We start from the raw sequence: 14,448 nt of genomic DNA, 5'->3' as shown, positions 1-14,448 counted from the left end.
AAATTTTTCTCAATGTTCTTTTGCGTGTTCTCCATCCTATCGTCTCCCTCCACCGGCAGACAGGAGAAGTATCATCATGGTTGGCATTATATATCACGTGTGTGTTTATGTCAAGTACAAAAATCCTGCGTCATAAGTTTTATGACGCAGGGTGGAGAACAAATCATAATTAACATTTTTAAAAGTTAACCATCAATTATCTTTTAATGTAACAATTATTTTAAAGCGGCTATTTGTTTTTTTATAGAATTCTGTGCGGACGTCACTGCCTGCAAATATCCCTTTATATTTGTGTTATACTGTTGCTCACTTTTTTTCAAATCGTCAATTTCTTTTGTAATATTTTCTTCCTCTTCGCAAATATTTTGATACTCTACTACAACCGGGTATTTTTTTTTCACTTTTTCCTTTGCTTGAGAATAATCACCAAAGAAAAATTTAATATCCCCAAAGCGCATACTTAACAAAAATCCTCCGACCACTCCAACAATTAAACTCAACAACAAAAAAGATATAACAGCAATACCAGAAGAATTATTTGGAAAGTATATAACTGGCACAGCTATCCCCAAAACAAGCCCTGCTAAGGCCGTTATTCCCCATATTCCTAAAGATATAATATCACCAACCCCCTCTCTTCTATCTTTCTTAGTTTCTATTTTTTTCATTGCTGAATTGTAAATTCCAGCCACTTCGTTATATTGCTTTTCTAGTTCCTTTTTTCTGTCACTAATCTGGATTTTATTAGCATTTAACGCAATAATTTTTTCTACAATTTCATGTTTTTCATTTTCCAAATCTTGCGCTTTTTTCCTATTAGACTGTATGGTATCATCATACTTGGCATATATCTCTTGTCTTTTTTTCTCCAGTCTTGCCTTTCGTTCCTCCTCTTCTCGCTTCTTTCTTTCATATAATTCCCTTTCTTCCCTCATTCTTTTTTCATTCAGTTCTTGCTCTTTTTTTCTTTGTCTATCAACTATAATTTTATTATATTGCATCAGTTCATTTTTTAACTCATCATCTCCGTATTTCATGATTTTTTTGTACTCATCATACCCGTCAAGTGGATGCGACCAGTTTTTTAGCGCATTACGATTATTAAGGCTCATTCCTGCAAGCATTTTTATCAAATACGCTTCCCCACATTTTGGATTCATGTCCAAAACTCGTTCTACATATTCTCGAGCTTTATTCCAATTCTTGTCCTCAAGAAAAATCCATGCACGTTCCAATAAAGGAGCATATTTTGACGCACTATTCGCATTTTCATCTACACGGACTACTTTTTCAACAATCCTATTTTTATCTTTTCCCAAAATCTTTTCAATCCCATGAACTAAATCCTGCATAGCACCAATTTTTTCCATGTTGACAGCTTGAATTCTTGCAAATCCTTCCGGCATATCATATGGATTCATAAATTTGTAAACCGGAATTATCGTTTTTTTACTATCTTTTTTCATCATCGCCAAAAAACGGCTCCATTCATTTTTTACCCACACTGCTTCCATGTACTCAGGCTTGGTTCCAATCGTAATCATTATCGGAGCACTTTGCAGAGCAGCGAAAATATAAGGTTCATATGCAGTTCCTACTTTATCTTCAAGCGAAATACGCGCAAAAAATACACGTATTCCCTTTTCTGTAAGTGCATCATAAATATCTTGTCCGATTACGCTATCGGGTGTCCGCTCTCCCATATTATCTGCCTCTTTATAGCAGATAAACACATCATAGTCCTCTTCTTTGGATGAAATTTGCAGAATTTTTTTCTGTATTTTATCAATGTGTTTTGCTTCTTGTTCATAGGTCGAGCGCGCAACAGAATCTGCGTTTTCGCATGCACTTATAAAATCTTCATCCTCAATAATTGATTCTAACTGTGTTCTGTGACAAGTTGGAATCATTTTTTCTGTTAATGGATCTTTAACATACTCAATTCCATACCGGCATAAACATAATCCCCAGTATGCCTCTGCGTTTTTTGAATCCTCATTCAGGATATTTTCATAAGAATTCATTGCGTTATCAAAATCATTTTTCATTCGATAATGATTTGCACGATTAAATAAATTCATTATTTTTTCATTATCCGTTTTAGGAATTGTCTGCTTTGTACCACAATATTGACACTGTCCAACCGTCGCATCTTGATTTACTTCTAATTCTCCACCACACATTTTACAATAAAAAAACATCTGATATCCTCCATACTCTTAAGTGTTCTAGCATTTCTTTACTTGTACATTTTACAGAGATTGTTTCGTCTTTCTAATTTTGTCAAAAACTCATCCACCATCGACTCAAAACGTTCAACCTCATTATTTTGAAGCAATTGTTCCATCTGTGTTAACAATAAAGCCAGTTCTTTTTCTTCATCTTCCAATTCATCCATACTGACAGGATCACTGTATTTAATTTTATCCGCAATCAACTTCAGCTTTTCTTGTGATGAATAGCGTTGATATAAATAATCTGACTCAACACGCATTTTCTTAATAAGTTTTGTGTCCTTTTTTTGTTCCGTTTCCATTCGATCAATTTGTTCTTTTATCTGTGTAGCTGCAATTAATCCAATCAAAAAAGCACCTAACACAATAATATACAAAAGAATTGGAATCCAATAAGGAATCACTTTAGAAAGCAAAATAACTACAAAACTCAAGCAAATTTGTACTACCAAATATATAATGCCAACACGAAAAATGGGAATTCCATAAAATTTACTCATTGCAGTTTCCGAATTATCCCATGAAATTTTCCAAACAACTCCTTGGAACAAAAATGCAACAACCGTAAATATATACGATAAAACAAGACAACCATTTTTCTCCCACGGAACAATCCATACAATAGAGCTATAAATTGCCAATATAATACCCAAAAAAATCCACATTGTTTTGCTATTTTTCATTGGTATTCTCTCCTTTCTTTTTTCCACAATTACTACAAAAATTTCCGGTCAAGCCAGTCATTCCACAACTACAGGACCAAGTCGTATTTTGTGTCTCAGGCTTCATTAAATTTGATACAGATTGTCCCATCTCACCCGTCGTATTCATAAGAGGTGAAATTGCGTCCTTTGTCATCCCCATAACTCCTGACATAGCACTCAACCCAACTCCAAGATTCACCAAATCACCCATCAAGCCCGAATTTCCTATATTATTGCCACCCTCACCTGTACTTCCAAAACCATTTTCCACAGCACCAACGCCAACTTTTCTTGCAGTTTCTTCTGCATAAGTATAACCTTTCATCTTCATTTCAGACGCTTCTGCCTCTGCTTGCATACGATAAGCAGCTGCCTCTGCCTCTCCCTTTATTTTTAATGCCTCTGCTTGTCCCTGAGCGCGAATCATATTTAATCGGGCCTCTGTTGCAGCCTCGACAGCCTTTCTTTCCGCTCTTGCTTCCGCTTCTGCTCGAAGAATCTCCTCTTCTCGTATTCTTAAATATTTATCCGCATACTGCTGTTTTAGTCTCCTATAATTTGGATCATCATCCGGAGTCAAAATTCTGGTAACAAAAAATTCCGGCATATGTAATCCATATTCTGATAATGCCACATTTATTTTATCTTCTAGTAACTGAGAAAGTTCTTCTAACCGGCTATCAATTTCTAAAATATTAATTGCTTTTTCTTTTACAATTTGAGCCAAAAAACTTTTTACATAAGTCATAATCATGGATCGAAAATATCCATGCATTCCTGTAACATTACCGGCTTGTCCTCCCGTACTAAGAAGCTGTGATTGGGATAATGTTGCTTCTGTACCAACAAGTTTTGTAACCAGTTTCCGTGAGTCAGAAACACAAAGATTAAATTCACCACAAGCCCCTATTTCCAAATATAAACCTGACATAGGGTCAAATAGCCTGATTTTACTATCTGTTCCCCATTTAATTCCCATTTGTACTGTTTGATTAATAAAATACACTTCCGCCTGAAAAATCTGTCCATTTTCAATTGGCATTTTAAATAATCGACTTGTCATAGGAATATTTTGTGTTTCCAGCAAGTACCTTCCCGGTCCAAATAAATCCAGTGCTTCTCCATTTTTCAAAAACAAGGCCTCTTGTGATTCATGTACAATTAACTGAGAGCCCATTGTAAAATCCTGTATCGGACATTTCCATACAAAAGTTTCTTTTCCTCCGTCATATTGTATAACAGACATCTCGTTTTCTGAATATTTTGAGCCAAACATTTTTGTTCCTCCTCTTCCTTAATCGGCTAATATTGATTTGTAAGCATCAAATAATATGCATAAGCAATTTCCTCCAAAGATGATTGTCCTTCCCCATCTAGCATACAAATAAATTCATCATTTTTATCACATAAATATGCACTTTGAACACTCCATCCCAAATCCCAAACTAATGCACTCGTTTTCTCATATGTAATATGTACCTTCATTCCGCTTTCAATTTGAGATTCCTCATACTCGTGGTCTTTTTCCTCTGGAAAAACACCATAAAACTCAACATATACATCTCCATCATCTTCCCTGCTTTTCCATTTTGAAATAGCAAAATAAGAATCAAATGCTCGGCCGCGATCAACATCATAAATATCTTCAAATTCAGATTTGCATTCTTTCCTGACCTCCTTTACATCATCATCTAATGGATTATAATAAACCATATTTTTTTTATTACTTTGTACCTTACTCTTCTTCTTCGTTTTTTTCCTTTTTACACTCTTCTTCTTTTTTTTACTCTTTTTCTTATTCTTCTTTTTTTTCTTTTTCTTTGAAGCTTTTTTTGATTGTTCCGAACTTGTTTGTTCTGTATTCGTATTAGACGAAGCAGTATCCAATTCCTCACAACCAACTAATATAAAACTCATAAATAGTATTCCAAACCATACATAAATTTTTCTCTTCATTTTTCATTTCCTTTCTTAATACTTATCAATTGCCTGAGTCATATACTTCATAATTTCGTTGCTCGAATCCATAATGATACCTATCATTTCATCATACTTTGCGATTGTTCTTTCAAACTTCAAATGAATGAATTCTAAATTTTGACGAGCCTTTTCAACCTCTCCCTGACGAAGATACTCGACCATTAATTCATCACAATATCCATAATATTCTGCCAAAATTCTGCGGATATTCATGTCTGAAAATTGTGCGGTATAATCTGTAATCGTATCAAGTTCTTCATATATGTAAGCTAAATTTTCAATAGCAGGGTCATTTTCGTCTGCATAATATTCAATAAATTCTTCTGCATTTCCTAACATAGATGCATAATATAAAAATTGACCTAAAATTGGCATAATATCTTCCCATCGATACCAATTTGACGTTTTGCTTTCTTCTACAATTTCATGCAAGGCTGCTCTAACTCCTACAAGAGTTCCTTGAACATCTAATATCATTTCCCTATCTATAAACAATTGAATTGGAAATCCACAATGCGGACACTCCTCTATTTCGATGTCATAAAATGTATAGTTGCATTTTGGGCATTTAAATTCATCCATTACTCTTCCTCCTGTCATTTTCCTCATCTCTCACCTGAGCGATTAATTTCCGTATGTACCGCTCGCTGTAATCATACTCTTTAGCCAGTTCAGACACTGTCTTTTTTCCTTCAAATTTGCGAAGCATTTGCACGACATATTCTTTTGAATAAATCCGTTTTGGAAAATCAACCTTCAGACCACGATAACGATTGTATACTTTTCTCATATTGCTCTCGCCAATCAAATCCGAAAACTCCATATAAATTTCCGCATACTTCGTCTCTTCTTCAAATGAATCCGCACTCATCTTTTATCCTCCTTTATTTACTAATTCTAACACAATCAATTTCACAATACTTGTGTTGTTATCCGCGGTCATTATCCCCTTGAATTTCCTTTTTTTACCTAAACTAATGTTATTATAACCGAGCAAAAGAAAAATCAATTTCCGTTTTTTTATCCGGCAAATGTTCTCTTTTTGCATCAAAAAAAGAGCCCTAATCAAGCTGATTAACAGGCTCTTTTTAAATAAATTTATCCTAATCCATTTTCATCATTACCAGTTGTTCTGCCAGTTCTTCGTACAAATAGCAGTCATCTTCTTGAAAGCCAAGTAACAACAACGAATCGAGCTCATATTTTTCTGAGATAACAGCCATATTACAGGCGGTAAGAATCTGGTCGGCAAGAATGACAAATTGCTCTTTTGCTTTTTTTGCCTCATACTTTTTTCCGCAGGCACTGATTTCTTCCAAATAACGAAATACGGCAACGTACTGTATGAATGGAAGTAAATCTGCACGCTCAACTTGAACCATGCGTCTTTTGTGCTCCCGTTTGTTTTTTTCAATCTGTGACAACTGCTTTACCGCCTCCGGATTTTTCTCCATTGAATCCAAAAGTTCGTAACGCTTTCTTGTTAGCTCCATATCCTTTTCTTTCTGCTTCGCAATGTTTAACAAATCCGACAAATGCTTTTGTGTCATTCCACGTAAAAGGGTGTCACGCAAAAGGGAAATACGTGTATCCGGGAAAATTTCCGCGAGAACACGAACGTTATTATCCTCTTCAAAATAGACGAAAGAAACCATATCTAAAATTTCTTTGCGTCTCTCATCCGATAGTGATTTTTCTTTATACAAATATTGCCGAATCTGTTCTCCTTCGGATAATTTGTGGCGGTTTCTTTTCTTTTTCTTCCAAGTTTCAAAATCAGTGGAAGCAAGCATGTTTTCAAGCAGTATTTTCCATTCTTTCCGCATGTAGGAAACAACCAGTTTTTTCAATTTGAGCATATAATTCAATGCTGTTTTCCCATATCCCTTGAAAACACCGGCAATCGAATCAAGCCAGTCCATAAACTCATCTTTTGACAGTTGTTTGTTGTTCTCAAAAGCATACAGTAATTCGGCGGTATTTGTTGCCTGCACAATGACTAGGTCAGAATTGATATGCCTCTCAAATTGTTCAATCATCACGCAACACTCTTCATAGGACAAATGATTTAATAAACCGAACCAGAAAATAATTTCCCGATAATCATTAATGCGGATTCCCGGCTCAAACATTCCCTCTTTTAAAATCAAGTTTACATCCTGTGCCGAAAGAGAAAGGGCGAAAGCAATTTCAAAAATCTGCATACGGTCCGGCTTTGTTTTTCCGCCTAAACCAAACCACTTACGAATGGTCGGATAAGAAGCGATTTCTCTCTTATCTGTCTTCTCACGAAAAAGAGAACACGCTTGTTTCCTTTCCTCTTCCGTATAACAGTCTTTTGGAACGCCTAGCATGAATCCTGTAAAAAAGGTATCAAACCGGACAAAATCTGTTTTATTTAAAAAATCTTTTAATGCATTTTCAAGTGACATATCATGCTCCTTAATAAGTTATTACACCATCATATTTTTTCGGCTTTTTCGTTGGTTTTGTTGTCAGCTTTGGTGTTATGCTTTTGCATACTGTAAGTTTGATACATGTTTTTTTTCGCTTTTTTGTTCCTGCTCTTACACTTTGTGACAGCACAACATACGCCTTGCCATTTTGCTTTTCCTTCCAAACAATTTTATAAGTAAATCCCTTGGATTTTATTTTCTTTTCTGCCTCTTCGTAGTTCATTCCCACAACAGATGGAACCATAACCTTTTTCACTCCCTTGCTTAACGTGAAGGTTACATGAACTGTTTTTTCTTTCGAATATGATGTATCCACCGGAATACTTTGTGCAATTACAAACCCTTTTTGGAAATTTTCATCATAAGAACTCTTCCATGCTACAGTAACTGCCTTTTCCTTTAAGCCGGGAAGTGTTTCTAAAATTTCCTGCTTTGTTTTTCCAATTCCTGAAATCATTTTATACATCTGTGGTGTCGGCTCCGGCGATTTCGTCACAGCTTCTGTTTTTTCTTTCAGAACAGTTGCCACTTTCTCTTTTGGGGAGTTAAAAAGAAATGTTCCAAGCAACCCGACAAGTATAATAAAAACAGCCAGACCGGCAAGCACCCTGCTCTTTTTCTTCTCTGTATAAAGAGCATTTTCTAATTCCTTCATCGTGGCAAAACGCTCTTTTGCTTTTAGAGAAATACCTTTCATGACATTCCGGCGAAACTCCTTGGAAGCACGCACGCCTTTCATTTTCACCAAAGACTCTGTTTCATCCTCCAAAATCCGATCAATTGCTTCATCCGGAGATTTTCCCGTAAGCATATAATAAATGGTTGCACAAACGGCATAAACATCAGTGTATGGTCCCTGTTCTCCATGGCTCCGGTAAAGTTCCGGTGCCGAGTACCCACGCTTTATCATAACCGTCATGCTTTTATCTTCATCCAGATTAATCTGTCTGGCGGATCCAAAGTCCACAAGAATCACATGATTATCATCCGTAATCATAATATTATCGGCACTGATATCCCGGTGGATAATTCCCTGCTCATGGATTTTCGACAATGAGCTAAAAATCGGTTTGAGCATTTGTTTAACTTCATGCTCTGATACGGTTCCATTCTCCTGAATATAATCTCTTATACTGGTTCCCTCAATGTAATCCATCACAATATACGCCGTATGGTTCGCATAAAAGAAGTCACGAATAGACACAATTCCATCAATTTGATTCAGTTTTGAAAGTTTTCTCGCTTCTTCCAAATATTTTTCAAGAATCTGTTCATATTCCTTTTCCTGAAAAACATAAACTTCCGTCTCTCCCTTCGATACATCACGTCTTACGCGGCTGACCGGAAAAAATTCTTTGATTGCTACTTTACTTTCCAGCAGGCAGTCCCAGCCAATATAAGTAATACCGAAATTGCCCTCGCCGTTCACTTTAAGTATCTCATAGCGCTCCTGCAACTTTGTGTGTACAGGGAGAAATTGATTATTTATTTGGTTTTGCTGCTCCATTACCATCACCATTTACTTAATTTTTTTCTTCACAAATTTGCTGTACCTCTTTTTCTTCCCATGTCCCAGATACGTGCGGATATACAAATATACATTTTTCTCTTTAACCGCATACTGCAATCGCAGAGTTTTTTTGATTCTCTTGGATTTCAGCTTTACCGCTTTCTTTTTTCGTCCCTTTTTCCCCACATATAAATCTATATATCTTCCCTCATACTTTTGAAAAGTAAGCGTCAAAATATGTTTACTTTTCCTTGTTCTGACTTTGGGTTTTCGTAAGAGTGTCCGTTTCGTTTTCACTGTATTGGAAAACGCACTCCATTCGCTTTTTCCGTTTATCTGATATAGGGCTCTCACTTTATAAAAATAGTATTTATTCCGCTTTGTCCTGCTATCCGGATAATGCGTCACCTGCCCTTGCAAAACGGCTATTTTTTTATAATTTCCGTTCTTTTTGCTGCTGCGATACACCTCAAACTGAGATGCCTGTGGCACCACTTTCCACGCAATAGCAGCTTCTCCTCCCTTTAACCGCCACGCACGAATTTGCTTTGGAATTGGTGCATTTGTTGGCTTTTCTGCACCCCGCACAGGTGTTGACGTCGGTATCGGTGATGCCGTTGGCGTGAAAGTTGGTTTCGGTATCAACGTAGGAGTTGGTGCCGGAGTTGGTGTTGGGGTCGAAGTTGGCGTTGCCGTTGGGGTCGGGGTCGGCATTTGGGTCGGCGTTGCCGTCGGGGTTGGGGTTGGCGTTGCCGTCGGGGTCGGCGTTGCCGTTGCCGTTGGTTCTGGTGTTGGTGTTTCCGTTGGGGTCGGTGTCGGAGTCGGCGTTGCTGTTGGGGTTGGGGTTGGGGTCGGGGTCGGCGTCGGAGTTGGCGTTACCGTCGGTTCTGGAGTTGGCGTTGCCGTCGGTTCTGGTGTTGGTGTTTCCGTTGGGGTCGGTGTCGAAGTCGGCGTTGCTGTTGGGGTTTGGGTCGGAGTCGGCGTTGCTGTTGGTTTTACTGTCGGGGTCGGTGTTGCCGTTGGCGTCGGGGTCGGCGTTGCCGTTGGTTTTACCGTTGGTGTTGCTGTCGCCGTTGGTTTAGGAGTTGGTGTCTCTGCTGGAATCTCGGTCGGTTCCGGCGTAATAATTGGCTCGCACATTTCATCGTACACTCGTACTTTACCTGCCCATTTCCAGAGACCAGATGAAAGATTTATATGAATCACAGGACGTATAACCGGCTTCTCATCATTTACATAATAATTAAAACCTTCCTCTGTAGCACCAAAACTGGTAATAATTGGCGTCATTTTACTCGGTCCGCCTTTCCGAAGCCACCAGCATCCGTTACCTAAATACGCATCTGTTGTTGAGGACCAGCCCCCACGATTTTTTGCAAACTGTGTATTTCTGGATTCTCTTTTTTTTATGCCCTGACTAACTTCACAGTCAAATCCATAGGCTGGATTTTGAATTTCATCAAGTGATAAAAGATATACATAGTCCTCCGTTGTACATGCTTTCTCATAACTATATTGAGGCGGTGTATAAACACTTGTTAGACGAATTGCATTCTGCTCCTCTGTAGAAAAGGCAGCATAGAAAAATGCATAATTTAACCATTCCCGTAAATAGCAGGTTTCCCACGAAACATAGGATTCACTTGTATGATAAGCTTGGCTATCCAGATTTTTATCTGCCAACAAAAAAGCATCATCACCATCTACCGATAATACCCGCCATTTAATCGGCTGTTTGTCATCCTTTCGATCCGCAGTGCCATCCCGATTCGTATCGCTCTGCCAGTAATTACCAAAGTATACACAATCCCATGTGGTGTACCCGTCAGCCACAATAGGATTATTCACCGTGGTCGGTATTTCCGCCGGTTCTGCCGCCTCCACATCGACAAACTCATAACCATTCTCCAATGCATAAGTTTCCGCATAACTATCCTTATACCCAAATATCTTTATGATTTGTCCATCGCGAAAAGCAACCCGTGAAATAGTTGTCACCGATTTTGGTATATAAATTTCCTTCATTCCGTATGTACAAAAAGAGCCCTGTTCAATGGTCTTTATTCGATTAGACAAATTAATCCGAGTAATGTTGTTACAATCATAAAATGCATCCTTTGCTATACTGGTAACTGAATTTGGGATTGTAACGGTTCCCTCAAAGTCTGTGCGAAAAAAAGCAGCCTCACCAATACTTTTCAAATTGGGAGGAAGCATTAATGTTCCACTAAAACCAGAGCCTCGAAACGCCTCATACCCAATCTTTCTTAGATTATTTGGCAGCGTAAGGACTCCATCAAAACCTGATCCCCAAAAAACCTGTGATTCTATTTCTGTTATACCATCCGGAATTACTAAATCTCCACTTAACGAACTGCAAAATTCAAACGCTCTTTCACCCAAACTCGTTAAATTTTTCGGCAACACAAGTGGCCCTTCGAGATTTCTGCAATAAGCAAAACAACACTCTCCTATTTTTGTAATTGTATCAGGAAAAATCACCTTTGTAATATTATTATTTGAATCAAATGCAGAGTCTACCAGTTGCGTTACCGGATATCCATCTATTTGGTCCGGTATCGTAACCTCACTCCCAGAGCCTAAATACTTATATATCGTTACCGAGCCGTTATTTACTTCATAACTCCATTCCTCATTACTTATAATCGATGCCTCCGACACCCTCCCCGGCACATAAGGAAACATAAATGAAATAATCAAACAGAATATCCATATCCGCTGTCTTTTTTTGCTTTTCACTCTCATCTTATGTCTCCTTTCCATTTTCACTTTACGCCTTCGTCGTTTTCTTCTTTCTCGTGGTTCGCTTTTTCTTGTTTTCCCCTGCATGATGAGGCTGCACCGAACGATAAAAAGAATTCAGTTTTGCACGATAATCGCCGCCTTTTGCACGCTGTACCACCTGCTGCACAAAGGCTTCGAGTTTTTTCATGTAGTCACCCTCGCTGATTGAGCCGTCCGCCACGCCGGTTAAGCCCTTCTCCCAGCTTGCCGTCAAATTCGGCGAAATCATTTCCGGCATGGAACAAAATACAATGCCATAGACAAGTTCGCCCTTTAGCGTCGGTGTAATAATCTGATTCTTTTTGTTCAGATTCAGATATTCAATGGAAAACAACTTCTTCAAAATTTCCGCTCTCGTTGCACTTGTGCCAATGCCGCTTCCTTTAATCTGCTCTCGCAGTTCTTCATTCTCGATGAGCTGCCCGGCATTTTCCATTGCTAAAATCATAGAACCCGAATTATACCGTTTTGGCGGAGAAGTCTCCCCCTCTTTTACCGAACATTCGGTGAGAGAAACAGAGGTGCCTTTTTTTAAGAGATTAAGTACCTCTTTTAAGTCAAAACTCTCCTCTTTTTCCTCTTCTTTTTCTTCTGCCGATAGAATCTCTTCCGGATTCTTCTTTTTCGTAAAAGAATACTGGGTAACAGGCAAAAATCCTTCTTCCAAAAGAACTTTTGTTGATGTAAAAAAACGTTCCTCTCCGGCCTTTACCGTTACATTTAGCTTCTGATATACCGCAGGTGGGTAAAAGATACTAAGAAAACGGCGGACAATTACTTCATACATCTTTGTCTGTAACTCTCCCAGACGTGAAAGTGCACTTAATCCTTGACCGGTCGGAATAATTGCATAGTGGTCGGTAATCTGTTTGTCGTTTACATACCGTGTTTTCTCAAGTCCCTTATACGTCTGGTTTTGCGAAATATAAGGCAGGAAAGATGCCGTCATAGGATACCCCTGCAGTCCATTTAAGTTTTTCCCGATTTCTTTTGCCACCGCACTGGAAAGAACACGGGCATCGGTACGCGGATACGTTACTAACTTTTTCTCATAAAGTTCCTGAACAACCGAAAGTGTTTCATCAGGACTAATTTTAAAAAGTTTTGAGGCGGTGTTCTGAAGTTCCGCCAGATTAAATAAAAGAGGCGGATTCTTCTTTTCCTTCTTCTTTGCGACCTGCTCAATTTCCGATAAAACCGGCTCCGGCTGCATCAGAGAATCAATCAGAGCCAGCGCATTTTCCTTTTCTTTAAAACCATTTTCTTTGTAAAGAGCCGGTGACTGATAGTATTTCGAGCCTTCTACCGCCTTCCATTCTCCCTGAAATTTTTTACCCTGTAACTCAAAATTGCCAATCACACGGTAAAACGGCGTTTTGACAAAATCACGAATCTGCATTTCACGCTTTACCACCATGCCAAGTACACAAGTCATCACACGTCCAACAGACACTGACGTCCACTTCTGCCCCTTTAACGTATCATTCAGCCAAAATCCGTATTTCAAAGACAAAACACGTGAAAAATTAATTCCCATCAAATAATCTTCTTTGGCGCGCAAATAAGCCGAACTGCTAATATTATCATATTCAGCCATCGGCTTTGCCTCGCGGATTCCGCGTAATATTTCTTCTTCCGTCTGGGAATCAATCCACACACGAAGTTTCTTTTTGTTAGCAGAAACCTGCGCCATCTGGTCTACCAAACGATAAATGTATTCACCCTCCCGCCCGGAGTCGGTACAGATGTAAATGGTATCCACATCCTCACGGTTCAAAAGATAACTGACCGTATCAAACTGCTTTTTCACACCGGGAATTACTTCATATAAAAACTTCTCCGGTAAAAAAGGAAGGGTGTCTAACGACCATTTTTTCAAAGCGGCGTCATAAACTTCCGGATAACTCATCGTCACCAAATGACCAACACACCAAGTCACAATCGTATCTTCCGACTCAAGATATCCGTCTCCCCGTCTTCCATTTACCTTTAATATGCGGGCAAACTCCTGCGCCACACTTGGTTTCTCTGCTATAAAAACTCGTTTTGCCATGCTCTCACTCTCTAGTATCCTAATTCTTCACCAACCAAAATAACTTTGATTCGATTTTTCACTCCACTGCGCCTTGTCACTACAAACTGACTGCAGATACAGTCCTCACCGTAGCAGTTTCCACACATACCATTTACTGCACAAGGTGTTTTTTTGTTCAGTCGGACTGCATTTGGCGGGCAGGCAGTAAGACGAACCCGTTTCAGACCGGACTCCACGTCCGTTACCACTTTGTTCATACCTGCAATAACAATCACATTTTCCGGTCCGTAACAGAGAAAACTCACACGGTTTGCCCTGCCATCAATATTAATCAGCTCACCGTCTGTGGTAATCGCATTTGTACTCATAAGAAAATAATCGGAATTAATCATTCTTGCCTTAATTTCTTTTTCCTCTTCCGGCGTAGAAAATGCGGTGCGGTCGATTACATCGCAGGGACTTTCTTTCAGCCAGTCCATAATCCCGGTTTCCTGTAAGGTAACAGAGCCTCCATAACAAACCGATTTCCCCTGTGTAAGAAACTTTTCTTTCACAAGTGCTAATGCTTCTTCTTTTGTTTCTACATAAAATCCTTCCATCCGGCGTAACTTTAATTTCTCAATCATTTTCTCCGCCAGTATACGGTTTGCCATCTTTTTTGCTTCCTGCATCGAATCACTCCTCGTAAATCATAAGTCTGGGCAGATACGCCCAGACTTACTGT

At 38.8% G+C, this 14,448-nt stretch carries 11 protein-coding genes; all 11 read right to left on the bottom strand.

What is annotated here, in order from left to right; genetic code table 11:
• Positions 1-215: 215 nt before the first annotated feature.
• The 11 genes from DW019_RS02545 to DW019_RS02495 all read right to left on the bottom strand — a co-directional run bounded on the left by DW019_RS02545 (position 216) and on the right by DW019_RS02495 (position 14,395).
• On the bottom strand, positions 216-1,910 hold the full coding sequence (locus DW019_RS02545; protein ID WP_279217633.1) for a TIR domain-containing protein: 1,695 nt from the start codon (positions 1,908-1,910) through the stop codon (positions 216-218).
• Positions 1,911-2,239: 329 nt separating this feature from the next.
• A complete protein-coding gene (locus DW019_RS02540) occupies positions 2,240-2,917 on the bottom strand; it encodes a hypothetical protein (protein WP_118442425.1) in 678 nt (225 codons plus the stop codon).
• Positions 2,907-4,214: an SPFH domain-containing protein gene (locus tag DW019_RS02535; RefSeq protein ID WP_118442424.1), complete on the bottom strand. Its 1,308-nt coding sequence runs from the start codon at positions 4,212-4,214 to the stop codon at positions 2,907-2,909. Before DW019_RS02535 ends, DW019_RS02540 begins: the two co-directional genes overlap by 11 nt.
• Before the next feature lie 26 nt (positions 4,215-4,240).
• Entirely contained in the window at positions 4,241-4,894 is a 654-nt protein-coding gene (locus DW019_RS02530; RefSeq protein WP_118442423.1) for a hypothetical protein, read from the bottom strand.
• Positions 4,895-4,909: 15 nt separating this feature from the next.
• The gene (locus DW019_RS02525) at positions 4,910-5,500 is read right to left on the bottom strand and encodes a zf-TFIIB domain-containing protein (RefSeq protein WP_118442422.1); all 591 of its coding nucleotides are present in this window, start codon (positions 5,498-5,500) and stop codon (positions 4,910-4,912) included.
• Complete coding sequence (locus DW019_RS02520) at positions 5,493-5,789, bottom strand: Mor transcription activator family protein (protein ID WP_118442421.1); 297 nt, start codon at positions 5,787-5,789, stop codon at positions 5,493-5,495. The genes DW019_RS02525 and DW019_RS02520 overlap by 8 nt, the downstream gene beginning before the upstream one ends.
• 232 nt (positions 5,790-6,021) lie before the next feature.
• A complete protein-coding gene (locus tag DW019_RS02515; protein WP_118442420.1) occupies positions 6,022-7,350 on the bottom strand; it encodes a hypothetical protein in 1,329 nt (442 codons plus the stop codon).
• 10 nt (positions 7,351-7,360) lie between these two features.
• On the bottom strand, positions 7,361-8,881 hold the full coding sequence (locus DW019_RS02510) for a serine/threonine-protein kinase (RefSeq protein ID WP_182431024.1): 1,521 nt from the start codon (positions 8,879-8,881) through the stop codon (positions 7,361-7,363).
• 12 nt (positions 8,882-8,893) lie between these two features.
• Positions 8,894-11,650, bottom strand: coding sequence for a leucine-rich repeat protein (locus DW019_RS02505; RefSeq protein WP_182431023.1), 2,757 nt, complete (start codon positions 11,648-11,650; stop codon positions 8,894-8,896).
• 25 nt (positions 11,651-11,675) lie between these two features.
• Positions 11,676-13,742: a DNA topoisomerase gene (locus DW019_RS02500; RefSeq protein ID WP_022376747.1), complete on the bottom strand. Its 2,067-nt coding sequence runs from the start codon at positions 13,740-13,742 to the stop codon at positions 11,676-11,678.
• A gap of 11 nt (positions 13,743-13,753) precedes the next feature.
• Positions 13,754-14,395 (bottom strand): lactate utilization protein, encoded by a 642-nt coding sequence (locus tag DW019_RS02495; RefSeq protein WP_118442417.1) that lies wholly within the window; start codon positions 14,393-14,395, stop codon positions 13,754-13,756.
• Between the last annotated feature and the right edge of the window lie 53 nt (positions 14,396-14,448).

It is taken from the genome of Clostridium sp. AF37-5, assembly GCF_003477605.1.
Taxonomy (GTDB): Bacteria; Bacillota; Clostridia; order Lachnospirales; family Lachnospiraceae; genus Eubacterium_F.
Note: the sequence above shows the minus strand (reverse complement) of the source record. Positions and strands in the feature narration are given on the sequence as shown.

Bases quoted from the DNA above. Each gene is read 5' to 3' on its own strand.
- DW019_RS02545 (WP_279217633.1), bottom strand. From the start codon at position 1,910: ATGATTCCAACTTGTCACAGAACACAGTTAGAATCAATTATTGAGGAT.
- DW019_RS02540 (WP_118442425.1), bottom strand. From the start codon at position 2,917: ATGAAAAATAGCAAAACAATGTGGATTTTTTTGGGTATTATATTGGCA.
- DW019_RS02535 (WP_118442424.1), bottom strand. From the start codon at position 4,214: ATGTTTGGCTCAAAATATTCAGAAAACGAGATGTCTGTTATACAATAT.
- DW019_RS02530 (WP_118442423.1), bottom strand. From the start codon at position 4,894: ATGAAGAGAAAAATTTATGTATGGTTTGGAATACTATTTATGAGTTTT.
- DW019_RS02525 (WP_118442422.1), bottom strand. From the start codon at position 5,500: ATGGATGAATTTAAATGCCCAAAATGCAACTATACATTTTATGACATC.
- DW019_RS02520 (WP_118442421.1), bottom strand. From the start codon at position 5,789: ATGAGTGCGGATTCATTTGAAGAAGAGACGAAGTATGCGGAAATTTAT.
- DW019_RS02515 (WP_118442420.1), bottom strand. From the start codon at position 7,350: ATGTCACTTGAAAATGCATTAAAAGATTTTTTAAATAAAACAGATTTT.
- DW019_RS02510 (WP_182431024.1), bottom strand. From the start codon at position 8,881: ATGGAGCAGCAAAACCAAATAAATAATCAATTTCTCCCTGTACACACA.
- DW019_RS02505 (WP_182431023.1), bottom strand. From the start codon at position 11,650: ATGAGAGTGAAAAGCAAAAAAAGACAGCGGATATGGATATTCTGTTTG.
- DW019_RS02500 (WP_022376747.1), bottom strand. From the start codon at position 13,742: ATGGCAAAACGAGTTTTTATAGCAGAGAAACCAAGTGTGGCGCAGGAG.
- DW019_RS02495 (WP_118442417.1), bottom strand. From the start codon at position 14,395: ATGCAGGAAGCAAAAAAGATGGCAAACCGTATACTGGCGGAGAAAATG.